This window comes from Blautia sp. MB18-30, from assembly GCF_023669475.1.
Lineage (GTDB): Bacteria > Bacillota > Clostridia > Lachnospirales > Lachnospiraceae > Blautia_A > Blautia_A fusiformis.
Genome location: NZ_JAMOYY010000012.1, coordinates 22,504 through 47,688 on the forward strand (window position 1 = coordinate 22,504; position 25,185 = coordinate 47,688).

At 41.6% G+C, this 25,185-nt stretch carries 19 protein-coding genes; 15 read left to right on the forward strand and 4 right to left on the reverse strand.

Annotation, left to right across the window (positions count from 1 at the left end; all coding sequences use genetic code 11):
- The first annotated feature begins 58 nt into the window (after positions 1 to 58).
- Complete coding sequence (locus NCY57_RS07355; protein WP_227573683.1) at positions 59 to 730, forward strand: transcriptional regulator; 672 nt, start codon at positions 59 to 61, stop codon at positions 728 to 730.
- Positions 731 to 818: 88 nt separating this feature from the next.
- Here the strand turns inward: NCY57_RS07355 and NCY57_RS07360 are convergent, their stop codons facing one another.
- Positions 819 to 1,682 (reverse strand): AraC family transcriptional regulator, encoded by an 864-nt coding sequence (locus tag NCY57_RS07360; RefSeq protein WP_044961974.1) that lies wholly within the window; start codon positions 1,680 to 1,682, stop codon positions 819 to 821.
- Between the two features lie 201 nt (positions 1,683 to 1,883).
- On the opposite strand from NCY57_RS07360, the gene NCY57_RS07365 reads away from it, so the two are divergent.
- The 6 genes from NCY57_RS07365 to uvrB all read left to right on the forward strand — a co-directional run bounded on the left by NCY57_RS07365 (position 1,884) and on the right by uvrB (position 11,751).
- Entirely contained in the window at positions 1,884 to 4,922 is a 3,039-nt protein-coding gene (locus NCY57_RS07365; protein ID WP_110102506.1) for a glycoside hydrolase family 2 TIM barrel-domain containing protein, read from the forward strand.
- 169 nt (positions 4,923 to 5,091) lie between these two features.
- Positions 5,092 to 6,489 carry an MFS transporter gene (locus NCY57_RS07370; protein ID WP_110102505.1) on the forward strand — a complete coding sequence of 466 codons (1,398 nt, stop codon included), beginning with the start codon at positions 5,092 to 5,094 and terminating at the stop codon, positions 6,487 to 6,489.
- Positions 6,490 to 6,840: 351 nt separating this feature from the next.
- Positions 6,841 to 7,641 carry a helix-turn-helix transcriptional regulator gene (locus NCY57_RS07375; protein ID WP_161208687.1) on the forward strand — a complete coding sequence of 267 codons (801 nt, stop codon included), beginning with the start codon at positions 6,841 to 6,843 and terminating at the stop codon, positions 7,639 to 7,641.
- A 161-nt stretch (positions 7,642 to 7,802) separates the two neighbouring features.
- Positions 7,803 to 8,609, forward strand: a complete 807-nt coding sequence (locus NCY57_RS07380; protein WP_161208684.1) for an HAD-IIA family hydrolase — start codon at positions 7,803 to 7,805, stop codon at positions 8,607 to 8,609.
- A 38-nt stretch (positions 8,610 to 8,647) separates the two neighbouring features.
- Positions 8,648 to 9,196: a hypothetical protein gene (locus tag NCY57_RS07385; RefSeq protein WP_015527045.1), complete on the forward strand. Its 549-nt coding sequence runs from the start codon at positions 8,648 to 8,650 to the stop codon at positions 9,194 to 9,196.
- A 566-nt stretch (positions 9,197 to 9,762) separates the two neighbouring features.
- Complete coding sequence (uvrB, locus tag NCY57_RS07390; RefSeq protein ID WP_147603343.1) at positions 9,763 to 11,751, forward strand: excinuclease ABC subunit UvrB; 1,989 nt, start codon at positions 9,763 to 9,765, stop codon at positions 11,749 to 11,751.
- Between the two features lie 86 nt (positions 11,752 to 11,837).
- On the opposite strand, the gene NCY57_RS07395 is transcribed toward uvrB, so the two are convergent.
- The 3 genes from NCY57_RS07395 to NCY57_RS07405 all read right to left on the reverse strand — a co-directional run bounded on the left by NCY57_RS07395 (position 11,838) and on the right by NCY57_RS07405 (position 15,621).
- A complete protein-coding gene (locus NCY57_RS07395; RefSeq protein WP_173739611.1) occupies positions 11,838 to 12,107 on the reverse strand; it encodes a hypothetical protein in 270 nt (89 codons plus the stop codon).
- A gap of 117 nt (positions 12,108 to 12,224) precedes the next feature.
- Positions 12,225 to 13,820: a response regulator gene (locus NCY57_RS07400; RefSeq protein ID WP_021652321.1), complete on the reverse strand. Its 1,596-nt coding sequence runs from the start codon at positions 13,818 to 13,820 to the stop codon at positions 12,225 to 12,227.
- Positions 13,795 to 15,621, reverse strand: a complete 1,827-nt coding sequence (locus NCY57_RS07405; RefSeq protein ID WP_250789586.1) for a sensor histidine kinase — start codon at positions 15,619 to 15,621, stop codon at positions 13,795 to 13,797. Before NCY57_RS07405 ends, NCY57_RS07400 begins: the two co-directional genes overlap by 26 nt.
- Before the next feature lie 246 nt (positions 15,622 to 15,867).
- On the opposite strand from NCY57_RS07405, the gene NCY57_RS07410 reads away from it, so the two are divergent.
- The 8 genes from NCY57_RS07410 to dnaK all read left to right on the forward strand — a co-directional run bounded on the left by NCY57_RS07410 (position 15,868) and on the right by dnaK (position 25,165).
- Positions 15,868 to 17,103 carry an ABC transporter substrate-binding protein gene (locus NCY57_RS07410; protein WP_015527072.1) on the forward strand — a complete coding sequence of 412 codons (1,236 nt, stop codon included), beginning with the start codon at positions 15,868 to 15,870 and terminating at the stop codon, positions 17,101 to 17,103.
- Positions 17,104 to 17,181: 78 nt separating this feature from the next.
- Entirely contained in the window at positions 17,182 to 18,060 is an 879-nt protein-coding gene (locus tag NCY57_RS07415; RefSeq protein ID WP_044961978.1) for a carbohydrate ABC transporter permease, read from the forward strand.
- 11 nt (positions 18,061 to 18,071) lie between these two features.
- On the forward strand, positions 18,072 to 18,926 hold the full coding sequence (locus tag NCY57_RS07420) for a carbohydrate ABC transporter permease (protein WP_021652326.1): 855 nt from the start codon (positions 18,072 to 18,074) through the stop codon (positions 18,924 to 18,926).
- Between the two features lie 41 nt (positions 18,927 to 18,967).
- The gene (locus NCY57_RS07425) at positions 18,968 to 20,077 is read left to right on the forward strand and encodes a glycoside hydrolase family 172 protein (RefSeq protein WP_021652327.1); all 1,110 of its coding nucleotides are present in this window, start codon (positions 18,968 to 18,970) and stop codon (positions 20,075 to 20,077) included.
- Positions 20,078 to 20,092: 15 nt separating this feature from the next.
- Positions 20,093 to 21,346: an ABC transporter substrate-binding protein gene (locus NCY57_RS07430; RefSeq protein WP_244092794.1), complete on the forward strand. Its 1,254-nt coding sequence runs from the start codon at positions 20,093 to 20,095 to the stop codon at positions 21,344 to 21,346.
- Between the two features lie 175 nt (positions 21,347 to 21,521).
- Positions 21,522 to 22,565, forward strand: a complete 1,044-nt coding sequence (gene hrcA / locus NCY57_RS07435; RefSeq protein WP_015527075.1) for a heat-inducible transcriptional repressor HrcA — start codon at positions 21,522 to 21,524, stop codon at positions 22,563 to 22,565.
- Between the two features lie 18 nt (positions 22,566 to 22,583).
- Complete coding sequence (gene grpE / locus NCY57_RS07440) at positions 22,584 to 23,219, forward strand: nucleotide exchange factor GrpE (protein ID WP_059085388.1); 636 nt, start codon at positions 22,584 to 22,586, stop codon at positions 23,217 to 23,219.
- 53 nt (positions 23,220 to 23,272) lie between these two features.
- On the forward strand, positions 23,273 to 25,165 hold the full coding sequence (gene dnaK, locus NCY57_RS07445) for a molecular chaperone DnaK (RefSeq protein ID WP_015527076.1): 1,893 nt from the start codon (positions 23,273 to 23,275) through the stop codon (positions 25,163 to 25,165).
- Positions 25,166 to 25,185 lie beyond the last annotated feature (20 nt).

Sequence of the window (25,185 nt, forward strand, 5' to 3'; positions counted from 1 at the left end):
ATATAGTAACAGGCAGTATTTACATATCCACAAATTTCAGAACAACAAGGAGAACCGTATGGATCATTTCAAATTACACTCCGAATACAACCCACAGGAGACTAGCCTCAGGCTATCGAAAAACTGGTCAATCATTATAGTGCTTCTTATTGTAGTGGGAATATCTATGGTTACTTTTGGATCCATCGTATGTAATAAATTGCGACAACCACAAAACTATATTGAAGCAGTAGACTCAGATAGTATAGAAATGAAAACTGCTGAATTGTTATCAGGAATTGATGGAACAATGATGTTTCGATACAATTCAAGGGATACATTTAAAACGTTATCTATTTACTTGTCAGAATATCAGCTTGGACAACGAGTTTCACATAAAAAAGTTTTGGAACTTTCCTATGAAGATGTGAAATCTTCCACAAATGGATTGATTGTCATTACACCGGATTTTGATAATTTTACTGCAAAGCTCATCGCAGCAGATAAATATTCAAAATATATGACAGAAATACCAATTTTGGAGGGAGTTAAAAACAGGGAATATTATGGAAGATCAGCAACGACTATTGAAAACAAATGCAGGATAGAGTATGGAACAGAGCAAGGATTAGCAGCACTGATTTATGGAGAAAAAGGATTAAGCTCGTTGCCAATACAGGATATTGCAGGGGAGCATATAGATACAGATAATGAGTACATGTATTACTATTCGGTTGAATTTATAAAATAGCACTAATAAAAAGAAGAGGATGTCACGTAATCTGATTTGATTCGTTGGCATCCTTTTTTGGCATTTAGTTTTTATGACATTATAGATTTCATAACCTATTTCTTATTTTTCGGTATTCTCTCGGCGAATATCCTTTCAACTTGTGAAAAAGCCGACTGAAATAAAGCTGGTTATCATATCCGACAATCTTAGAAATCTCATGGATGGAATAAGTTGTTGTTTCAAGTAACATCTGAGCATTGTTGATGCGGATTCCCACAATGAATTGCATTGGTGTAGAACCGGTATATTTTTTGAAATTTCGGATAAACCAGCTGACACTCATGCCTCGTGAGGCAGCATAATCATCAATATTGATATTTTGATTGTAGTTTTCACTGAAAAAGGTAACAGCATTATCCATCTCATGATCAAGGTATTCATTTTTTAATATGTGCTCTCTTGTCAGTTCCCGGTGGAAACTGATCAGAAGATGACGTAGCAAAAGGACAAGCATTTCCTCATAATTGTCTTGACAGCGTTGCAGCTCGATAATGATACGTTTGAAAATTTGTTCATATTCATTAGATGTACCCACTTGAAAGACACGTTCTTTATCCGGAAACCCATATTGACGTAAGATATTTTTTACATTGCTTCCTGTGAAGTGAATCCAGTATACTTCTGTCTTATCTTCTCCGTAATATTCATATTTTTGGAGTTCTTTCGGTCTGTACAGTACAATGTTGCCGGCTGGAACAATCGTTTCATTATTTACATTATCAAAATGAAAATGCCCACAACCAGCAGTGATATATATAATCTGATAATCCAGACGACCCTTTGGACGGTAGGTCGGAAGTTTGGGATGTCTGGAAAGACGGTAAGTACCACAGCTACCTACAATCAGCGGACGACTTTTGTCTTTGAAATCCATATGTGAGTGGTTCAAATAACCGGTGTTCAAATACATAGGACAGCACCTCTTTTCGTACTTTTTATCATTGTATCATTTAGTGCATATTTTGTCTAATCCAATTCATAGACATATTTTGCGAATTAGGATAAGCTATATATATAGCATAACTAAGGAACGTAAACAAAAAGTAAAGTATAAGGTTTTCTTTAGGAAAACAAAGAACAAAAAAGTATATGTATTGGAGGAGAGCTATTTATGATCGTACCACGTTATTATGAAAATCTAAGCGTACTGCACGAAAACACAATGCCAGCCAGAGCCTATTATATTCCGGCATCCAGAAGAATGGATAACTTGGTGGAACACAGAGAAGAGTCAGATCGTATGCAGTTATTGAATGGAACTTGGAAATTCCAGTATTTTAACAGCATCTATGACATTCAGGATTCTTTCTTTGAGAAGAATTATGATACAGAAAATTTTGATGAGATTCAGGTTCCAAGTGTATGGCAGATGGCTGGATATGATACACACCAGTATACAAACATCCGGTATCCATTTCCGTTTGATCCACCATATGTGCCACAGGACATTCCGTGTGGAGTCTATGTACATACTTTTGAGTACAGTAGAGATGAGAAAGCGCCAAAATCTTTTTTGAACTTTGAAGGAGTAGACAGTTGCTTTTACGTATGGATCAATGGCTCTTACATAGGATACAGCCAGGTTTCGCATATGACCAGTGAGTTTGATGTTACCGATGTACTTCAGGATGGAACGAATACGGTGGCAGTGTTGGTAATGAAGTGGTGTGATGGTTCCTATTTGGAAGATCAGGACAAATTCCGTATGAGTGGTATTTTCCGGGATGTGTACATTTTGAAACGCCCAAAACAGGCAATCAGTGATTATCATATTAAAACAAGAATTGAGGATATGCTTGCGAAAGTAGAAATTGAAATGAAATTCTACTCTCCGTTAAATGTAAAAATTTCGATTGAAGATAGAAACGGAGCAGTTGTAGCACTAGGAAGTATTGCTGAAGAAGGAACAGCTGTATTAGAAATCGCAAGTCCGGAACTTTGGAATACAGAAAATCCATATCTATATAAACTGATTCTTGAGACAGAGAATGAAGTAATTGTAGATCACATTGCATTAAGAAAGATAGAGATTAAAGACCAGGTTATTTATTTAAATGGACAGAAGATTAAATTCCGTGGTGTCAATCGACATGATTCTGATCCGGTTACTGGATTTACAATCAATCCGGAACAGATTACAACCGATCTTACGTTAATGAAGCAGCATAATTTTAATGCGATCCGTTCCAGCCACTATCCGAACGCACCATTTTTCTATGAAATGTGTGACAAGTATGGATTCATGGTAATAGATGAAGCAGATATTGAAGCTCATGGTCCATTTATGATCTATAGAAAAGAAGACACTGATTACAATCGGTTTAAACGATGGAATGAGAAGATTGCAGATGATCCGGTATGGGAAGAGGCAATCGTTGATCGCGTAAAACTCATGGTGGAACGTGACAAAAACCGTTTCTGTATTGTTATGTGGTCAATGGGAAATGAGAGTGCTTATGGCTGCAACTTTGAAAAAGCACTGGAATGGACAAAGAATTTTGATCCAGAACGTATCACACAATATGAGAGTGCAAGATACCGTAATTATGATGAAACATATGATTACAGCAATCTGGATGTGTACAGCCGGATGTACCCAGCGCTTTCCGAAATTCAGGAATATCTGGATAAAGATGGAAGCAAACCCTTCCTTTTGGTAGAGTACTGTCACAGCATGGGAAACGGACCTGGAGATTTTGAAGATTACTTCCAGATGATTCAGGATAATGATAAAATGTGCGGCGGCTTTGTCTGGGAATGGTGTGACCATGCGATTGCTCATGGAACTGCTGAGAATGGAAAGACTATATATGCTTATGGGGGCGACCATGGCGAAGAAATTCATGATGGCAACTTCTGTATGGATGGATTAGTATATCCGGACAGAACGGTACATACAGGACTTTTGGAATACAAGAATGTTTATCGCCCGGCAAGAGTTATTTCCTATAACAAAGAAAGCGGAGAACTGGTGCTTCATAACTACATGGATTTTGATGACTTGAAAGATTATGTGAAGATTAGTTATGAGCTGACACAGGATGGTCTTGTGATCAGCAAAGGCATACTTCCGGAGTTTTCTGTGGCACCACATGGGGAAGGAAAAACAAACCTGAAGATCAATGTTCCAGAGAATGGGAAATGTTATTTAAAACTTATTTACCATCTGAAAAAAGAATTGCCACTGTTGGATAAAGACCATATTCTTGGATTTGATGAAATTGAGGTAAGTAAAGAGGATACAAAATGTAAACTTGCAGAGAAATGGATACCAAAAACAGTAGTGGACTCTGAATTACAGGTAAATGAAAATGATACACAGATTCATATCAAGGGGCGTGAATTTGCTTATACCATAGACAAACGTACTGCACTCTTTACAGAGATGAAATTCGCAGGGCGGGAATACTTGAACCATCCGATGGAATTAAATATTTGGAGAGCTCCAACAGATAACGATATGTACATCAAGTCTGAATGGAAGAAAGCCCACTATGATAAGGCTTACACAAGAGCCTATACGACAGAGGTTGTGCAGGGAAAACATGGTGTGAAGATTACAAGCCATGCTTCCGTTGTGGCAGAGACAGTACAGAAGATTCTTGATGTGACGATTACATGGAAAATAGAAGCTGCTGGAAAGATTGATGCAGATATTGCAGTAACAAAAGACGATGAATTCCCGGATCTTCCGAGATTTGGTGTGAGGATGTTCCTGGATAAAAAACTTTCAGCTGTAAGATACTTTGGAATGGGACCACAGGAAAGTTATTGTGATAAACATCAGGCTGCGAGCCACGGTTTGTACCGGGCAGATGTAGGGGATTTACATGAGGACTATATTCGTCCACAGGAAAATGGAAGCCATTATGATTGTGAATATGTAGAACTTAACAACAGCCGATATGGAATTGTGGCATCCGCAGAAAAGGCATTTTCATTCAATGCTTCTTATTATACACAGGAAGAACTTGAGAAGAAAACGCATAATTATGAACTGACAGAATCAGATAGTGTAGTATTTTGTGTTGACTATGCACTAAATGGCATTGGTTCTAACAGTTGTGGTCCAGTTGTATTGGAGCAGTACCGATTTGATGATGTATTATTCCGGTTCCAGTTTACACTGATACCGTATATAAAGGGATAATAAAGTTTCATGTAACCCGTAAACAAGGAAAGAGAGTCTGATTGTTATGTAAAGTCCGGATATACAGAGCAATCAGACAAAAACAGAGAAAAAACTAGAATTAGACATCATACTCTGTTAGACATCTTGAAATTCTAAGTGCGATGAAGATGAGGAGCAAAGAAATTCGATGGAAGAAAAAAAGTATTTGAAATGGTATAACAAAATTGGATACGGATCAGGCGATATTGCAGGTAATGTAGTCTATGCTTTCCTGACATCTTTTATGATGGTCTATCTGACGGACTCAGTAGGACTTGCTGCAGGTGTCGTAGGTACCCTGATTGCCGTATCAAAACTATTTGATGGTTTTACGGATATATTTTTTGGATCAATGATTGACAAAACACACAGTAAAATGGGAAAAGCGAAACCCTGGATGCTATACGGATACATTGGTTGTGCCATTACGCTGGTCTGCTGCTTTGCAGTACCAGTCAGCTTTGGAACAACGGCTAAATACGCATGGTTCTTTATCTCTTATACACTGTTAAATGGTGTGTTTTATACAGCAAACAATATTGCTTATTCAGCACTTACGTCACTGATTACAAAGAACAGCAAAGAGCGTGTGCAGATGGGATCTTACCGTTTTATTTTTGCGTTTTCAACAAGTCTTCTGATTCAGGCGATTACAGTTGGATTTGTAGATAAATGTGGTGGAGATGCTGCGGCATGGAGAACGGTTGCTATTATCTATGCAATCATTGGTCTTGTCATAAATACGATTTCAGCACTTTCTGTTAAGGAACTTCCTGAGGAAGAACTTAACGAAGGAGAAGTAAAGGATGATAATGAAAAGTACGGAATGGTACAGGCATTCAAGCTTCTTGTTAAAAACAAATATTACATGATGATTTGTGGAACATATATTTTACAGCAGTTATATAGTGCCATGATTGGAGCTGGCATTTATTACATGACATGGGTACTGAAAAATAAGAATTTGTTTGGACAATTTGCATGGGCAGTAAATATTCCACTGATCATTGCCCTGATTTTCACACCGACATTAGTTGGTAAGTGGAAAGGTATGTATAAACTGAACTTAAGAGGTTATGTCTTAGCAGTCATCGGTAGAGCACTTGTTGTTGTTGCAGGATATATGGGCAGTGTTCCGCTGATGATGGCATTTACAGCTCTTGCAGCCTTAGGTCAGGGACCATGGCAGGGAGATATGAATGCAGTTATCGCATCCTGCTCTGAGTACACTTATCTTACACAGGGAAAGAGAATTGACGGAACGATGTACTCTTGTACTTCTCTTGGCGTAAAAATCGGTGGAGGTATTGGAACCGCTGTTGTTGGATGGCTGCTTGAGTTCAGTGGATATATCGGAACAAATGCAACTCAGCCGCAGTCTGCACTTGATATGATGCAGTTTATGTATCTTTGGCTTCCGTTAATCTTTGATGTATTGATTATGTTTGTACTTTCAAGAATGAATGTAGAAGATGCAAATAAAAAACTGAAAGCAGAAAAAGAAATTGCTGCAGATGAAGTAACAGATGCATCAGACATAAATTAGAATTGACAGGAGAAAGCGTTGTCTGGTCGTTGCTCGATGAGACAGTGCTTTTTTCTATATATAAAGTGATTGAACTGTATTTTGAAAATAAAAAAGGACCACTTCATTTTTGTGAAATGGCCTTAAGAAAATATTCAGTTTTCACAAAATAGTCCTTTTAGTATTTATACATGGTAAGGATGCTCAAAATATTCAGTGTAGAATACTAAAAGGTCATTCAGATATTTTTTTAGGTTGCTCATTTGCAATTCCTCCTTTCCTTATTTACAAGTTGATTATAAGATAGGTGTAAAAGGATTGCTTGCCAAATCGAAAGAAGATATAGACAAATGTTGCAAAGGGGAGTATTTCATGCAGTTAAAATATGTTGACACAAAAGAGGAGATCATAGCAATAAATAGGAAGTCAAAACATATTGAACCACATCTTCATAATGCACTGGAGATCGTTTGTGTAACAAGTGGAGCATTAGAACTTGGTGTCGGACAGGAACTATACTATATGGAAAAAGGAGATATAGGCTTTGTATTTCCAGATGTTATTCATCACTATCAGGTACTGACACCCGGTGTAAATAAAGCGACTTATCTGATTGCATCGCCATTTACGATAGCCAAATTTGCAGATATTATGCAATCCATGGCTCCTGAATACCCAATCATCAAAGCGGAAAAGGTTGAACCGGAGGTATATAGGGTTATAAATGCAATTTTAGAGACAGAACAGTCGGATATTACTGTTGCACAGGCATATCTTCAAATTGTGTTGGCACGCTGCATAGGAAAATTAAATTTGGTAGAAAAGAGCAGTGTGGGGAGCAACGATCTTATTTACCAGACAGTTTCCTATATATCAGCAAATTTCAAGAAGAAGTTTTCGTTGGAAGAGATGGCAAAAGATCTGGGCGTGAGCAAATATGTTTTATCCAGACTCTTTTCCAAGACATTCCATAGAAACTTTAATCAATATCTTAACGATGCAAGGCTGAACTATGCATGCCATCGTTTGGAAAATACGAGTGATTCTATTACAAATATTTGTCTGGATAGTGGATTTGAAAGTCAGAGAACGTTTAACCGAGTATTTAAAGAAAGATATAAAATATCACCAAGTGATTATCGAAGTACTTGTGTGAAAGAGATGTTGTCATAAAAGGTTCTGTTGATCGAAATATTTACTTTGATTTTACAGTATTATGTATTTGATTTCATGTGTGGATGATATAATATAAAAATATTTGTAGAAAATAGCGCTTTATTTTATTATGAAAAGAGTAAGGTGTATTCTAAAGAAACAAGAAAGGCAGGGCGCATATGAACATGATAAAATCCATAATCGATTTTAATGAAAAAAAAGGATTCATCTGTGATATGGATGGTGTGATCTATCATGGCAATCAGATATTGCCAGGTGTTCCAGAATTCATCCAGTGGTTGCATGATGAAAAGAAAGAATATTTGTTTTTGACAAATAATAGTGGATATACACCACGGGAATTAAATCAGAAACTGGCTAGGATGGGACTTGATGTGCCAGAAGAACATTTTTATACCAGTGCATTGGCAACAGCCGCATTTTTAAAAGAACAGGCGGCAGGCTGTTCGGCATTTGTGATAGGAGAAGCCGGCCTGTTAAATGCACTTTATGATGTAGGTATCACAATGAATGATGTAAATCCGGATTATGTTGTTGTGGGAGAGGGACGCTCCTATTCATTGGATACATTAACAAAAGCAACGAATTTAGTTCTGAAAGGTGCAAAGCTGATCGGAGCAAACTCAGATGTTTCCGGACCGATTGAGAACGGCATTGCTCCTGCTTGTCGTGCATTGATTGCACCTATAGAAATGGCAACAGGTACACAGGCATATTTCTGTGGGAAACCGAATCCACTGATGATGAGAACAGGATTGAATATGCTTGGATGTCATTCAGCAGAAGCTGTAATGGTTGGGGATCGTATGGATACAGATGTGATTTCTGGAATGGAAAGTGGTATGTCTACTGTATTGGTTCTCTCTGGATGTTCAACGAAGGATACACTCAAAACTTATGCTTATCTTCCGACAATGGTATTGAATGGAGTGGGAGATATCGCCAGTATGGCAAAAGCAAAATAGGAATAGTGTGATTAGGCAAATACCAGGAGGTAAAGTATATGATGAAACTTGATAATTTTGTAGGAATGATGACAGGACATTTTGATAATAAGGATCAATTTAATAAGATGCAGGCAGAAGGGAAAACATATCCATATGCGGAACATGTAAATACAATCTGTAATGACAAAATAAATAACCTTCCTGAAGATTTCAAAGGAAAATTTGTTGTTGAAGAGAGTTATTATGAAATTAATGGAAAACGTCATGCATCTCCACATCTTTTCCTTATCACGGAAATAGAACAGGGAATTTTACTTTCTTCTTATAAAATTCCAAAAGGAGAAGATAAAAATACATTTTCATATGATTCTATGAAGAATGTTGATTACTCTAAACTAGAAAAATCTGAAAAATTTAATCCGGCACTTTATCATGAAAAGGACGGAATCTGGGAGGGAGGCAGCACAAGCCAGTTCTCTCCGGTAATGACATTCAAACTTTGGGAAAAGTTTTCCAACAATTTTCTGGAGGTATCGGAAAGCATGGAAGTTAATGGAAAGAGAACTTTTGGATATGATGAACCAATAATTTATAAGCGTGTATAATCAAAGGTCTGCATATTGGGATGAACTTCAGTTTGTAGAGGACTCGATGAATTTGCGTAATATTGGGCGTTACATGAATGTTAATTTAAGAAAATAATATGGTAAGCAAAAGCGGGATAACTTTTCAAAGTCGCTGTTTCTTTGCGTTTACGCCAACTTATCATATTGAGTGAAGTATCGAAAGTGATTGAAATAGACTTAATCCTGGAGGAATATTTCAACGCAGCATGATAAAAAATAGAATAGTAGTGATAGAAAAAAGTACAAATAAGAATCGAACATTTGTACTTTTTTCTTGCGTTAATCTATATACTTTCAAAAATTTATTTGATATAATAGGGACTGTTACAAGAACAAACAGTAAAAATATGACAGGACCGGAGGTTAGTATTTTCAGGTATTTCCGAGTGCTGTTTTATCCGCAAAAATCAGTTTTGTGACTTTTATTCGTAACGAGGTGAGAAACACATCTATTCACTATAAAAATGAGCTTTTCGTTACGAATCTGGATACGAATTTTTAGCTGATAATGATCATAGTAAAAGTCACAAATGGAGGGATTTACCATGAATGAGTTCAAATTAAAAGCCCCATACAAGCCAACCGGCGATCAGCCCCAGGCCATCGAGAAATTGGTCGAGGGATTTAAAGAAGGCAACCAGTTCGAGACTTTGCTTGGTGTTACTGGCTCCGGTAAGACTTTCACAATGGCGAATGTCATTGCCCAGTTAAATAAACCAACTCTGGTACTTGCCCACAATAAAACACTGGCGGCCCAGCTTTACGGCGAGATGAAAGAATTTTTTCCTGAGAACGCAGTGGAATATTTTGTCTCCTACTACGACTACTACCAGCCGGAGGCTTACGTTCCTTCCACAGACACCTACATCGCTAAGGACGCATCCACTAACGATGAGATCGATAAGCTCCGTCTCTCCGCCACAGCAGCCTTATGTGAGCGCAAGGATGTAATCGTGGTTTCGTCGGTATCCTGTATCTATGGCTTAGGTGCACCTCAGGAGTTTTTTGATATGATGATCTCTCTTCGCCCTGGAATGGAGAAGGACCGTGATGAGGTTATCAAACAGCTGATCGATATCCAGTACACAAGAAATGAGATGGATTTTCACCGTGGAACATTTCGTGTCCGGGGTGATGTGCTGGAGATCTTTCCGGCGAATTCTACAGACCGGGCAGTGCGTGTGGAATTTTTCGGAGATGAGATCGAGCGTATCACAGATATCGATGTGCTTACCGGAGAGATTAAAAGTGTGGAAAACCATGCAGCGATTTTCCCTGCATCTCATTACGTTGTGCCTCAGGAGCAGATCCGTCGTGCAGCAGATGCCATTTTGGAAGAGATGAAGCAGCAGGTGGAATACTTTAAAAGTGAGGATAAGCTGATTGAGGCTCAGAGAATTGCGGAGCGTACCAACTTTGATGTGGAAATGATGAAGGAAACGGGATTCTGCTCCGGGATCGAGAACTATTCCAGACACCTGACAGGGCTTGCACCGGGGCAGCCACCGTATACACTGATGGATTACTTCGGAGATGATTTTTTACTTATTATAGATGAGTCCCATAAGACAGTTCCCCAGGTTGGCGGTATGTATGCCGGTGATCAGAGCCGTAAACAGACACTGGTGGATTACGGCTTCCGACTTCCGTCTGCCAAGGATAACCGTCCATTGAGCTTTGATGAATTCGAGAACAAGCTTGACCAGGTAATGTTTGTATCTGCGACACCGGGAGAATATGAATATGACCATGAGCTTCTCCGCGCAGAGCAGATCATCCGTCCTACAGGGCTTCTTGATCCGAAGGTGGAGGTGCGTCCGATCGAAGGACAGATCGATGATCTTGTAGCAGAAGTAAATAAGGAAATTGAAAAGAAAAATAAAGTCCTGATCACGACCCTGACCAAACGTATGGCAGAGGACCTTACCGATTATATGAAGGATCTGGGAATCCGTGTCCGATACCTTCATTCAGACATTGACACTCTGGAACGTGCGGAAATCATCCGCGATATGCGCCTGGATGTGTTTGATGTGCTAGTCGGGATCAACCTTCTGCGAGAAGGACTGGATATTCCGGAGATCACGCTGGTAGCGATCCTGGATGCAGATAAGGAAGGCTTCCTTCGTTCGGAAACATCCCTGGTACAGACTATCGGCCGTGCTGCCCGGAACAGCGAAGGCCATGTGATCATGTATGCAGATAATATGACAGAATCCATGGAAAAAGCAATCTCGGAGACAGAAAGAAGGAGAGCGATACAGGAGGCTTACAACAGGGAGCATGGCATCACTCCAACCACGATCAAGAAGGCGGTCCGTGATCTGATCGCTGTTTCGAAGAAGGTGGCAGAGACAGAAGTGAAGCTTAAGAAGGATCCGGAATCCATGAACCGAAAAGAACTGACGAAGGTGATCGCTCAGGTAGAGAAGCAGATGCGTGCTGCGGCAGCAGACCTGAATTTCGAGCAGGCTGCTGAGCTGAGAGACAAGATGCTCGAATTAAAAAAGAATCTGGAAGAATTAACGGAATAGGCTGCGAAGCAGCTGACAGTACAACACCCCTGGCTGTAATATCCAGGGGTGTTGTCGGGTATGCTCGATCTGTTTTGGGGAAAAGCTTATTTTGTAGTTGAAAAGCCCAGGGAGCGCAGGGTGATGCCGGAGCCCTTGAGAAGATCAGTCCAATATGGAATAGCCATATCCAGAGTGTCGTTGGCAAGCTCGGAAGCATCTTTTTGTGTCAGAATCTGCCTTAGCTTGGAAGAACTAATCCTGGGAGCGGCCTCTGTAACACAGACTGTGCCAGGCAGAATTGCCGATTCTGCCGGAAGCATGGTCAGTACAAAGACTGTTATCAGAGATATCAGGATTTTTTTCCATTTTTTCATAGCGATCCCTCCTTCGAAAAAATATGATGGTTCTCTTTATTGATTGATTATAAGTAAAATTCCGGAGAAGGGCACTGGCATTTGTGCCAGTAACTTTGTTATAAAGAAGAGAAGAAGTTATGTATGCTGTTCCCGATAGGCGGAAGGTGTGATCCCCATTTTCTTTTTGAAGCTGGTGCTGAAATAATATTGATTGGCATAACCACATTTCAGGCTGATCTCCTTCAGACTCATAGTAGTCGTAGTCAGGTAACGGGCGGCTGCGGAAATTCGCTGAGATGTGATAAAGTCACTGAGACTGATTCCCTGATTTTTTTTGAAAAGAGCACTTAAATAAGCAGGGCTTACATTGGCAGAGGCAGCAATATCATTGAGGCAGAGCGTATTGTCAGTGTAGTGTTCGTTGATATAGGAAATCACCAGTTCGCAGAGCTTCTGGTGATAATCATTCATGGAGGAATCAAGCTTCCGACATAAAAGATGGCACAGATCCTTCAGCCATTGACATAGCTCTTCCGTATTATGAAACTCATTTATGTGGTTGTAAACATACAAAATTTTAGCTTCAAGGTCATGCGTATCCAGATTTAATTCATAGAAAAATTTCAGGATCCGGCCAAGAAGAGAATAAATCTGTATGAAAGCGAAATTCTTTGTGCGAAATTTCTGAGTGAGCCAGTCGGAAAAATTCTGAAACCAGAGATCTATGGCAGCGGTATCCTTTTTGCAGAGAAGCCGGATCAGTTCATCCTCCTTTGTATCTGAAAAATCTGCAACAGACAGATCGGAACCCAGAGCCTCTCTTCCGTCAAAGATATTCTGATGCGGGAAAAAGAATCTGTATTCCAGTGCATGTACGGCGCTTTTATAAGAATGGTTCAGGTTCCAAAAATCCTGGACAATTGTTCCAATACCTGCGTTGAGAGAAAGTCCCAGTGGCTGGCAGGCATCTGCGATTGAGGAAATAAGTCCGCTGGTAAGCTGGCGGAAGCTGTTGGACTGACAGCCGCTGTGTCCCAGAATGCACAGATAGCCATCCATATCCGGGAGAAGATACACAAAATCAAGAGAAGCGGTTTCCTCAGTTATCAGATCCTGAAGGTTGAAAAGCTCCATCTGAAACTTTTCAATCCCGTAAACAGCTTTTAGATCCGGAGCATTTTCAAGCTCCAGAATAACAACTGTATAAAAATCATAATTCAGCTCCAGGTTCAGATACTTAAGATAAGGCTTCAGTCGGTAGGCTGCTTCAGAAGACGGAAGGTGTGTGATCTCGCGGAAAAATTTTTCCGTAAGAAGAGGCCTGCTTTGTTTCAGAAGCTGGAGATTTTTCTGTTCCTTTTCCATCAGTGCAAAAGCGTTTTTTACCTTCTGGATAAGATAGGCATAATCCAGAGGCTTTTCGATATAATCCAGAGCACCGAGGAGCAGAGCGCGTCTTGCATATTCAAATTTATCATAGGCACTGATCAGGATGATCTTCACCATAGGATTGATCTCAAGAGCTTGACGGCTCATGGAAATGCCGTCAAGATCAGGCATTTCAATGTCAGAAATGATCAGATCTGCCGGTTCTTTTTTCATGGCTTCGATAGCAGAGGTTCCATTGTAGCAGACATGGATGATCTCTGCATTCAGTGTTTCCCAGTCTATGTTTTTTTCGATACCTTCTGCAGATAAGTAATTATCATCTACGATCATTATTTTTTTCATCGATATCTTCCTCCATCTGTTCGAATTCAATGGTGACGTATGTGCCGTTTCCGGGGTTGCTGCGGATCCTTACGGAACCGTTTCCGTATAATGGGTTGGAAATACGGGAACTTACGTTGGAAATTCCAAAATGCTTCTCATAATCAATAACATTATGCTCAATAGCATGGCGCAGCTGTGCAAGGGTTTCGGAGTCCATGCCGGCACCGTTGTCCTCAATGGAGATCACAACCGTATCATCGCCATAAAGAACATGGATCGAAATGAAAACAGCTGGTGTGCCCGAAGAAATCCCGTGCAGAATGGAATTTTCGAGAAATGGCTGAAGTGTAAACTTGCAGATCAGGAAATTTTCGATTCCATCTTCTGCTTCGATCTCCCAGTCCAGATTATCTTTATGACAGAGCTTTTCCATTTCCAGATAAAGCCGGGCAATTTCCAATTCATCTTTAATAGGAATAAGTTCCTTTGATTTACGCAGGGTAAGACGGTAAAAGGCAGTCGGATTTGCAATCATCTGATCAGCAATGTCAAGCTTTCCAAGGGACTGGCAGGTACGGATCGATCCCAGGATATTGTAAAGAAAATGCGGATTGATCTGTGACTGGAGCAGCTGGTATTTCAGACGTTCTTCGTTTACGGAAAGATTTACAATGGACTTCAGGTTTCCGGCTATTGTGTGCTGCATATCTTCAAAGGTGATGCCCAGTCTGTCAATCTCATCATACCTGGAAGGATCATCCGGGTGGGGAACAGTAACGATAGATAGATGTTCCGGGTCATATCCCAGCTGAAAGGCTTCCATTGCATAGGAAAGTGCAGTGATCTTCCGGGTAAGATTTTCGGAAAACAGGATAACGATGATAACAGTAAGGAGCAAGAAAATAAGGACAGTGATCAGTAAGGCACGGATCAGGATGTGCGTGTTGCCCTGAATATAGCTTTCCGGGATTTCGGTAACATGAAGCCAGCCATTGCTTAAGGTGCAGCAGTTATAATATTTGTCGCCGCTGTGAAAAGAAGAATCTGCATTTCCTTTGAGTTTCTGAAACTGTGCTTTGGAAATTCCGGATAAATTCAGTGAGGATGTATTTTTTGCTGCAATCTCTCCGTGATCTGTGAGAATGTAGCTGTATATGCGGGAATCCAAAGCAGCAGGCTGCAGATAAGTGGTAAGCTCTGAGGTGTCCAGAGCAATGCCGTAGGCGTATTCCAGAATACCGGTGGCCTGATTTTTCAGTGCCCGGACGCAGAGGATCACATCGGCAGATGATTTTTTTGTGGACAGTATTTTAGGCAGAGGCATATTGGAAACCGGTATCCAGACAGAGGAAAAGCCTGAACCGGAAACAATATTTTTATCCAGACCATATGCAGAAAGCTCATCTGTGGAAAAGAAGTACAGGCTTTCTTTTGAACCGAGCTGATCGGGCTGCAGAAAAACATATATATGGAAGAAATCGAATGTGGATTTATACAGCGAAATATTGTTTTTTACAGTGGTGAATTTTTTCAGTGCATCTACCTTATTAGAGGAAGGCTGATTTAGGGAGTACATTTGAAACTGTATGGTATCTGCTACATTTTCAACCTGACCGAGGCGGTCGTTCAGCTGAGAGACCAGCTGCTTGTCAGTCATTACGGCAGAATCGATGATACGATCTCTGGCAATGTTATAGGAAATGTGATAGCTGATGAAGGTCAGGGAAATCAGAGGTACCATAGTTGCGATCAGAAATGCGAGCAGGAGCTTATAGCGAAATGAGGAAAAAATGGGTGGGATACATTTGTGGAATTTCATAGTACATACTCTCCTTTATGTCGAAAACAAATTAATGAAACCGAATCCAGCTGTGAAAAAAAGCCGTTACAAATATAGATTATATAAAAGGATTATAAAAAATTAACAACAAAAATACAAGAGAACGAAAAATAATATAAAGAAATCATAAAATATTGTATTTAGAATGAGGGGGCTCTCTGGTATCCTTAAACCATCAAAAACAGGTGTGGACAAACACGAAAATGTCCAGAAAGGAAGAAAGATATGAAGAAAAAAGTAATGAGTGCAGTTTTGGCAGCAGCGATGGTTGTGGGTATGGCAGGTAACGTGGTTACTGTTTCCGCAGAGGAGAAATATGATCTTACCTTATACAGCATCGACACCACAGACCCGGATTTTGAGGACTGGCTTGCAAATGTGGAAGATGCCACGGGCCTGAACATTAATGTAATTGCGGCACCTACAGATACAGATACCCGTCAGCAGAAGATCACCACAATGCTTTCCACAGGAGATGCTTCCGTGGATGTCATTCAGATCAACGATGAGATGAGTGCGGCATTTAAAAATTCCGGATGGCTGGAAGGACTGAATGATACAGTAATGACAGATGATATCGCTGATCAGTTTGCCCAGGGATATGTAAAGAATATGATCACAGATAAGGACGGAAACATTATCGGTGTTCCAGGCTATACAGGATATTTTGCATTCTGGGTAAATCAGGAGATCATGGATGAGGTCGGAATCAAATCCATTGATACAAAAGAGGATTTCATGAAGTATATGAAGGCTGTTTCCAAGGACGGAAGATTCGGCTACGGCGGTTCCTGGGAGAAAACTTATGCATTTAACGAGCTTGCACAGTTTGTAAACATGTTCGGCGGCGATTATTTTGACTGGACCAAAGAGGAAAACAAGGAAGCAGTTCAGTTCCTCCACGATCTGGTTGCTGATAAAGAAACATCCATCGAGCAGATCGCTGATAAATATGAGCAGATGAATCCGAAGATCAATGACGGAAAATACGGATGCTGGTTCATGTGGGGCCTTGGAACAGATTATGCAAAGGCAGATATGCTTGGCGCAGATAAGATCCACATGGAAATGGTACCGGATTTCAGCGGCAAGGGAGAGCGTGCGATCTTTACAGATTCCTGGAGCTATGTTCTCAACAAAGCATCCAAGAATAAAGATGCAGCTGTGAAATTCCTCCAGTATATGGCTGATGAAGGCGGAATGGAAGCTTCCTATAAAGCATTTGACAGATATCCTGCAAGAAAGGATGTTGCAGAGAAGGTAGTTCCGGATTCTGACCCGGCAAAAGAAATGTACAGCAGATATGCAAATGAATGCAATGTACAGGGACGTCCGATGGTGGCACAGACAATGGAATTTATCAGCGATATGGGAACAATCTTCCAGTCCTGTATGAAAGACGAGATTACAGTTGATGAGTTCTGCAAGAAGGCTCAGGATGTGGTAGATATGTATAAGTAAAAGATATAAAAAAACAGCAATGTAAAGCAGAGGTAAAAGTCTGCTTTACATTGCTTGATGAACAGGGAGGAAAGTTCCATGACAATAAGCAAAAAAAATATGAAGTGGATACCATGGCTTTTGATCCTGCCGGTTGTACTGATTCGAGGTTTTACAACAGTATATCCCATTCTGATGACTGTGAAAAACAGCTTCTTTAATATCAGTATCCTTGCAGGTATCAATGAATTTATAGGCTTCAAGAATTACCTGAAGGTATTTTCTGATCCTAAAGTGCTCACATCGATCAGCTTTACGGCAATATTTGTGGTTGCTTCCATGATCTTTCATGTGATCCTCGGAGTTATCCTGGCACTGATCCTGAATATGAAATTCAAAGGCCGCCGTTTTCTGAGGACCATCGTGCTGATCCCGTGGGCTATGCCTGCAGTAGTAGCCGGTATGGCTGCAAAATGGGCATTTAACAATGATTATGGTCTGATCAATGATTTTATCCGCTGGTTTGTACCGGGTTACCAGAACAGCTGGCTGATCAATACAGGTACTGCAAGAGCAGCGGTAATTGCAATGGACCTGTGGAAGGACCTTCCGTTCTTTGCAATTCTTGTACTTTCCGGACTTCAGTTTATTTCCGGCGATATCTATGAGGCAGCAAAGGTAGACGGTGCAAACGGGATCCAGAGCTTTTTCCGGATCACACTTCCGCTGATCGCAAAAAATGTCCTGACTTTATGTATTCCGTTCACACTCTGGAGACTGACAACCTTCGATCTGGTTTATTCCATGACATCTGGAGGCCCTGGAGAGGATACTGCGCTGATCGCATACAGAATCACAACAGAAGCATTTACAAATCTAAACGTAGGATATGCTTCGGCGCTGGCTATGCTGCTGTTTGTTGTAATGGCGATCTTCAGCTGGCTGAATATACGTGTTATGAATAAGTTTGACAGTTAGGGGGAATTATCGTGAAGAATACAGGAAAATATAATGTTTATCATGGAGTGGTAGCCGTTGGAAGATGGGTTCTGTTTGCAGTTGTGGCTTTTCTGATCCTGTTCCCGGTTTACTGGATCTTTATTTCTTCGATCACACCGTCAGGAGAACTGTTTAAAACACCGATCGATTATCTTCCGGATCATCCCACACTGGAAAGCTATAAATTTCTGATACAGAATGTAGGACTGCTTTCAAAGATCGGAAATACAGTTCTGATCGTAGGCATTACACTTGTGATCAGTACCGTGCTGTGTGCAATGGCTGCCTATGGCTTCTCAAGATTTAACTCAAAGGGAGTTTCTGTTGCATTTGCGTTTGTTCTGGCTACCATGCTGATCCCTGAGGTTGTCACAGCCCGCCCGCTGTATGAGTTTATGCAGAAGGTAAAGCTGTATGATACATATCCGGGACTTATCCTTCTTTATATCAGTACCGTTATACCGTTTACGGTTCTGATCCTCAGAAACTTTGTCGGTGAGATCCCGATCTCACTGGAGGAGGCAGCTGCTATTGACGGCGCATCTTTTTCACAGAGACTGTTTACGATCGTTCTGCCGCTGATGAAGCCGGCAATCGCTACGGTTTGCATTATCAACTTTATTACCTGTCTGAATAACTTTTTCACACCGTTGTTTTATTCAAATGGTATTCAGGTACTTTCTGTTTCCATCGTACAGCTTCCGTTACGTGACAACATGTATGGAGTTCCGTGGGATCTGGTCAGCGCCATGGGATGGATCATCCTTCTTCCGATCATTATCTTTGTAGCTGTTTTTGAGAAACAGATCATGGATGGTATCATGGCAGGTGGAGTAAAAGCGTAAATATAATATTTTTAATTTCCAAAAGAGAGGAGAAAACAGATATGTATCAGGCATTTACAGGCGGACTGGGAGGGATCGCACTTGCAAAGCATGGAAAAAGCCGTGCGATCAACGCAGAAAATCCTCATGGAGAAAAAGGCAGAGGCGGTATGGCTGCAAGTCATCTGGGACCGTCCAGAAAAGGAAGCCCGTGTCTCAGGGATATTGAGCCGGGAACTGTGGTAACTCTGGCAGAAATGGAAGGACCGGGACAGATCAATCATATCTGGATCACCGTTGATAACAAGACTACAGAGGCAGATTGCTTTGTACTGAGAGATCTTGTAATCCGTATGTACTGGGATGACGAGGAAACTCCTTCCGTGGAAAGTCCTCTGGGTGATTTCTTCTGCTGCGGATTCGGAAGGGAATGTTTTGTAAATTCTGTTCCGGTGGCTGTTGTTCCAAACAGGGGCTTTAACTGCTATTTCCCGATGCCGTTTAAGAAGAAAGCAAAGATCACACTGGAAAACCAGCATGCAAATAAAATCCCGGCTTTCTTTTATCAGGTAGATTACTGTCTCTATGATGAGCTTCCGGACGATATTGCTTATTTCCATGCGCAGTGGAGAAGGGAACGGTTGACAGAAAAAACAAAAGATTATACAATTTTGGATGGAGTAAAAGGAAAAGGCCATTATATAGGAACCTACATGGCACTTACCACACTGGAACGTTACTGGTGGGGCGAGGGAGAAATGAAGTTTTATATTGACGGAGATGAGGAGTATCCGACCATCTGTGGAACAGGAACGGAAGATTACTTTGGTGGTTCCTGGAGCTTTGCCAAACAGGTGGATGGAAAAACCGTGGAACAGAATTATAACACGCCGTATCTGGGATATCCGTATTATTCTGCCCATGACGAGCTGATCCACAATTTTTATCATAATGATGACTGCCCGCCAATGAGAGGCTTTTACAGATGGCATTTACAGGATCCAATCTGCTTTGAAGAGGATCTTCGCGTTACGATTCAGCAGATAGGCGTCGGATACCGTGGCCTGTTTGAACGACAGGATGATGTGGCAAGTGTAGCGTACTGGTATCAGACACTTCCTCATGCACCGTTCCAGCCGTTGATGTCAAAAGAGGATAGATGGCCCAGATAAAAAGGGTGGTAGAGATTGAAAAAACAGGTATTTTGCGGGGTATTTGCCCTGGCTCTGGCAGTGACAGGATGTGGAGTCCAGAAGAAGGAGGCTGCATCTGATATTGTGCCGGAGAACAGACAGGAACTGACGATCCTTCATGTGGATGCAGGCACAGAAGGCTTTGATTCTTTTATCAGCCAGGCGGAAAAAGATCTTGGAATAAAGATCCATATTGAAAAATGTCCGGCCAATGCGGACAATCGCCAGGCCAAAATAGCAACTCTTCTGACATCAGGAGATGATTCTGTTGATCTGATCACAGTAAATGATGAGATGATATCCGAATTTAAACATAAGGGATTTCTTCTTCCGTTGGAAGATACGGTTATGACAGAGGAGACAGCGGCGAATTTTCTGCAGGAATACCTGAAAGAAATATGCATGTCAGACGGACATATTTTTTCGGTACCGTTCAGGATGGATATCATGGCATTCTGGGTGAACCAGGAATTGCTGGATCAGGCTGGTCTGGACAGACTCTCCTGTCTCAGTGATCTTGAGATCCTTCAGAAAAAGCTTCAGAATACGGGAAAATATGCATATGGGGATGCATGGGAGATTTCTTACATATATAATAGTATCAGCGAGTATGTCGATTTTTTCGGAGGAGATTATACAGACTGGACGGATCCGAAAACAAGAGAAGCGGCAGAATATATGAAGCGAATGCTGGATACAGGGATGATATCAGAGGAGAATCTGATCGACCAGCATGACCAGCTGAATGAAAAATTTATAAACGGCCAGTATGGATGTATGTTTATGTATACCGGTGTGTTGAGTACTTTTCAGAATGCAGGCGTGTATGGAAAAGATAAGATCCATATGGCACCATTTCCGGAATTTGACGAGAAGGTGACCAATATCGCAACCTGGCAGTATGTACTGAATAAAAATTCTGATCATAAAGAAGCAGCTCTGAAGTTCCTTCAGTATGTGTCCGGATATGAGGCCAGCAAAAATTACGGACAGCTGACAAAAATGTGTCCGGCAAGACTGGATGTGATCGAGGATAAGAATTTTGATCTGGATGGCATTGAAATGGTCCGGCAATATCTGAAAGATTATAAGCTGAAGGCAAGACCACTGTGTGCCGATTCCATAGAAGCTGTTTCGTCCATGGGAACGGAATTTCAGAAATATGTGCTGGGACAGAAAACAGAAGCGGAATTTTTTGCCGGGGCACAGAACTGCATAGACCAGTATTACAAAAAAGCATCGTACTGATGCTTTTTTTGTTTTGAAAAAATAAGAACTTTTTTTCAAAACATATTGACAAATATTTTACATGGTGATATCTTAAAGACTGTAGATGTTAGCACTCCACTAAAATGAGTGCTAACAGATATAAAAAAAGAATCAACATCCGTCAGGAAGAATAAAAAGGAAAGGAGATGGCTTCATGGAAGAGGTGTTGAATGAGCGCAAGCAAAAAATCTTAAAAGCAATCATCAAGACCTATATGGAGACCGGAGAACCGGTTGGTTCCAGGACCATTTCCAAGTATGCGGATCTCAATGTAAGTTCCGCAACGATCCGAAATGAAATGTCAGACCTGACAGATATGGGCTATATCGTCCAGCCTCATACCTCAGCAGGAAGGATTCCTTCAGATAAAGGCTACAGACTTTACGTCAATGAGCTGATGAAGGAGAAGGAAGCGGAGGTTGCAGAGCTGCGAGATCTGATCATTGAGAAGACAGATAAGATGGATAAGGTGCTTAAGAAGGTTGCGAAGGTTCTTGCTTCCAATACCAACTATGCTACCATGGTTTCCGTTCCGCAGTACAGCGGCAACAAGATCAAGTTCATCCAGCTGTCGAGAATGAGCGAGCTTCAGCTTGTGGCAGTGGTTGTCAGTGACAACAATACAGTCCGGAACCAGATCATCAATCTGGATGAGGAAATGGACGACCAGACGATCCTGAAACTGAATCTTCTTCTTAACACCAATCTCAATGGGATCCCGATTCAGGATATCAACCTTGGGATGATCGCCAGACTGAAGGAACAGGCAGGCAGCCACAGCGGTGTGGTGGCAACGGTTCTGGATGCAGTGGCAGCCACCATTCATGTGGAAGAGGAAGATATGGAGATCTATACTTCAGGTGCAACTAACATCTTCAAGTATCCGGAGCTTGCCGATAAAGAGAAGGCAACGGAGCTGATCTCCGCATTTGAGGAGAAGCATGAACTTGCCGATCTTGTAAAAGAACAGATGTCAGATGGAGAGAATACAGGAATCCAGGTTTACATCGGTGATGAGATGCCGATCCAGACCATGAAGGACTGCAGCATTGTAACTGCCAGATATGAACTGGGAGACGGAATGTACGGAACCATCGGGATCATCGGTCCCAAACGAATGGATTATGAGAATGTAGTGGACAGTCTGAAGGAACTGAAGAATCATCTGGATGACGTTTTGAAAAAGAAGAAAACTTAGAAAGGCGGTAGAAAAAAAGTGTCGGAGGAAACAAAGAAAACATCCGAAGAGCAGGAAGCGGAGAAGGAAATCCCCGTAACTGACGGAGATCAGGAAGAAGAAAACCTGACACCGGAGGGAGAAGATCTGCCGGAGGAAGAAAACAATACTCCAGGCGAAGAAGCTGCCTCAGAGGATAAAAAAGAAGAAAAATCAAAAACTTCCTTTTTCGGAAAGAAGAAAAAAGATAAATCTGAGCAGAAGGTGGAGGAACTTACCGATCGCCTGAAGCGTACCATGGCTGAATTTGATAATTTCCGTAAAAGAACGGAAAAAGAAAAATCCAGCATGTACATCATCGGCGCAAAAGAGATCGTTGAAAAGATCCTGCCGGTTGTGGATAACTTCGAAAGAGGTCTTGCACAGGCACAGGAAGGCGATGCTTTTGCAGATGGAATGAAAATGATCTACAAGCAGCTTACCACAACACTGGATGAGCTTGGTGTGAAGCCGATCGAAGCAGTGGGAAAGGAATTCAACCCGGATTTCCATAATGCAGTGATGCATGTGGAGGATGAAGAGGTTGGAGAGAACATCGTGGTGGAAGAATTTCAGAAGGGCTACACCTACAAGGATTTCGTAGTACGCCACAGTATGGTAAAGGTTGCAAACTAACTGACAACAAACTTTATTTTAACAGATACAGACTAAAACAGGAGGAAAAAATCATGGGAAAGATTATTGGTATTGACTTAGGTACAACAAACAGCTGTGTAGCCGTAATGGAAGGTGGACAGCCGACAGTTATCGCAAATACAGAAGGCGCAAGAACAACACCATCCGTTGTAGCATTCACAAAAACAGGAGAGCGTCTGGTAGGTGAGCCTGCAAAACGTCAGGCAGTTACAAATGCAGACAGAACAATCTCCTCTATCAAAAGAGAGATGGGTACCGATTACCGTGTAACCATCGATGACAAGAAATATTCTCCACAGGAGATTTCCGCAATGATCCTTCAGAAACTGAAAAAGGATGCAGAGGCATATCTTGGTGAGAAAGTAACAGAGGCAGTTATCACAGTTCCGGCTTACTTCAACGATGCTCAGCGTCAGGCTACCAAAGATGCAGGTAAGATCGCAGGTCTTGATGTAAAACGTATTATCAACGAGCCTACAGCAGCAGCTCTTGCATATGGTCTTGACAATGAGAAAGAGCAGAAGATCATGGTATACGACCTTGGCGGCGGTACATTCGATGTATCCGTGATCGAGATCGGTGATGGTGTTATCGAGGTTCTTTCCACAGCTGGTAACAACCGTCTTGGTGGAGATGACTTTGATAAGAAGGTCACAGATTACATGCTTTCCGAGTTCAAGAGAACAGAGGGCGTAGACTTAAGCAACGACAAGATGGCTCTTCAGAGACTGAAAGAGGCAGCTGAGAAGGCTAAGAAAGAGCTTTCTTCCGCAACAACAACAAACATCAACCTTCCGTTCATCACAGCTACAGCTGAGGGACCGAAGCATTTTGATATGAACCTTACAAGAGCTAAATTTGATGAGCTGACACATGACCTTGTAGAGATGACTGCAGAGCCGGTTCGCCGTGCACTGTCTGATGCAGGTATCACAGCTTCTGAGCTTGGCCAGGTACTTCTGGTTGGTGGTTCTTCCCGTATTCCGGCTGTACAGGATAAGGTAAGACAGTTAACTGGCAAAGAGCCAAGCAAGAACCTGAACCCGGATGAGTGTGTTGCACTTGGTGCTTCCGTACAGGGTGGTAAACTTGCAGGTGATGCAGGTGCCGGTGATATCCTTCTTCTGGATGTTACTCCGCTGTCTCTGTCCATCGAGACAATGGGTGGTATCGCAACTCGTCTGATCGAGAGAAATACTACAATTCCTACAAAGAAGAGCCAGATCTTCTCCACAGCAGCAGATAACCAGACAGCTGTAGATATCAACGTTGTACAGGGTGAGCGTCAGTTCGCGAAAGACAACAAATCCCTCGGCCAGTTCCGTCTGGATGGAATCCCGCCAGCACGTCGTGGAGTTCCGCAGATTGAGGTAACATTTGATATTGATGCCAACGGTATCGTTAATGTATCCGCTAAAGACCTTGGAACAGGTAAAGAGCAGCACATCACGATCACAGCTGGTTCCAATATGTCCGATTCCGATATCGACAAAGCTGTCAAAGAAGCAGCTGAGTTCGAGGCTCAGGATAAGAAACGTAAAGAGGCGATCGACACAAGAAACAATGCAGACTCCATGGTATTCCAGGTTGAGAATGCACTGAAAGAAGCTGGCGACAAGCTTGACGCAAACGATAAAGCAAGTGTTGAGGCTGACCTCAATGCACTGAAAGATCTTCTTGCACAGACAGCAAATGCTCAGGAGCTTACTGATTCTCAGGTTGCAGATATCAAGGCTGCACAGGAGAAGATGATGGAGAGCGCTCAGAAACTGTTCTCCAAGATGTATGAGCAGACTCAGGGAGCTCAGGGTCAGGCTGGTCCTGGACCGGATATGGGCAACATGGGCGGAAACGCTGGTGCTCAGGGCGGAAATGAAGCAGGATACGGCGATGATGTTGTAGATGCTGATTACAAGGAAGTCTAAGACAAGTAGGAAATAATTAC

Bases quoted from the DNA above. Each gene is read 5' to 3' on its own strand.
- NCY57_RS07400 (WP_021652321.1), bottom strand. From the start codon at position 13,820: ATGAAAAAAATAATGATCGTAGATGATAATTACTTATCTGCAGAAGGT.
- NCY57_RS07425 (WP_021652327.1), top strand. From the start codon at position 18,968: ATGTATCAGGCATTTACAGGCGGACTGGGAGGGATCGCACTTGCAAAG.
- NCY57_RS07405 (WP_250789586.1), bottom strand. From the start codon at position 15,621: ATGAAATTCCACAAATGTATCCCACCCATTTTTTCCTCATTTCGCTAT.
- NCY57_RS07410 (WP_015527072.1), top strand. From the start codon at position 15,868: ATGAAGAAAAAAGTAATGAGTGCAGTTTTGGCAGCAGCGATGGTTGTG.
- NCY57_RS07385 (WP_015527045.1), top strand. From the start codon at position 8,648: ATGATGAAACTTGATAATTTTGTAGGAATGATGACAGGACATTTTGAT.
- NCY57_RS07375 (WP_161208687.1), top strand. From the start codon at position 6,841: ATGCAGTTAAAATATGTTGACACAAAAGAGGAGATCATAGCAATAAAT.
- NCY57_RS07355 (WP_227573683.1), top strand. From the start codon at position 59: ATGGATCATTTCAAATTACACTCCGAATACAACCCACAGGAGACTAGC.
- uvrB (WP_147603343.1), top strand. From the start codon at position 9,763: ATGAATGAGTTCAAATTAAAAGCCCCATACAAGCCAACCGGCGATCAG.
- NCY57_RS07370 (WP_110102505.1), top strand. From the start codon at position 5,092: ATGGAAGAAAAAAAGTATTTGAAATGGTATAACAAAATTGGATACGGA.
- NCY57_RS07380 (WP_161208684.1), top strand. From the start codon at position 7,803: ATGAACATGATAAAATCCATAATCGATTTTAATGAAAAAAAAGGATTC.
- NCY57_RS07365 (WP_110102506.1), top strand. From the start codon at position 1,884: ATGATCGTACCACGTTATTATGAAAATCTAAGCGTACTGCACGAAAAC.
- NCY57_RS07395 (WP_173739611.1), bottom strand. From the start codon at position 12,107: ATGAAAAAATGGAAAAAAATCCTGATATCTCTGATAACAGTCTTTGTA.
- NCY57_RS07360 (WP_044961974.1), bottom strand. From the start codon at position 1,682: ATGTATTTGAACACCGGTTATTTGAACCACTCACATATGGATTTCAAA.
- NCY57_RS07415 (WP_044961978.1), top strand. From the start codon at position 17,182: ATGACAATAAGCAAAAAAAATATGAAGTGGATACCATGGCTTTTGATC.
- hrcA (WP_015527075.1), top strand. From the start codon at position 21,522: ATGGAAGAGGTGTTGAATGAGCGCAAGCAAAAAATCTTAAAAGCAATC.
- dnaK (WP_015527076.1), top strand. From the start codon at position 23,273: ATGGGAAAGATTATTGGTATTGACTTAGGTACAACAAACAGCTGTGTA.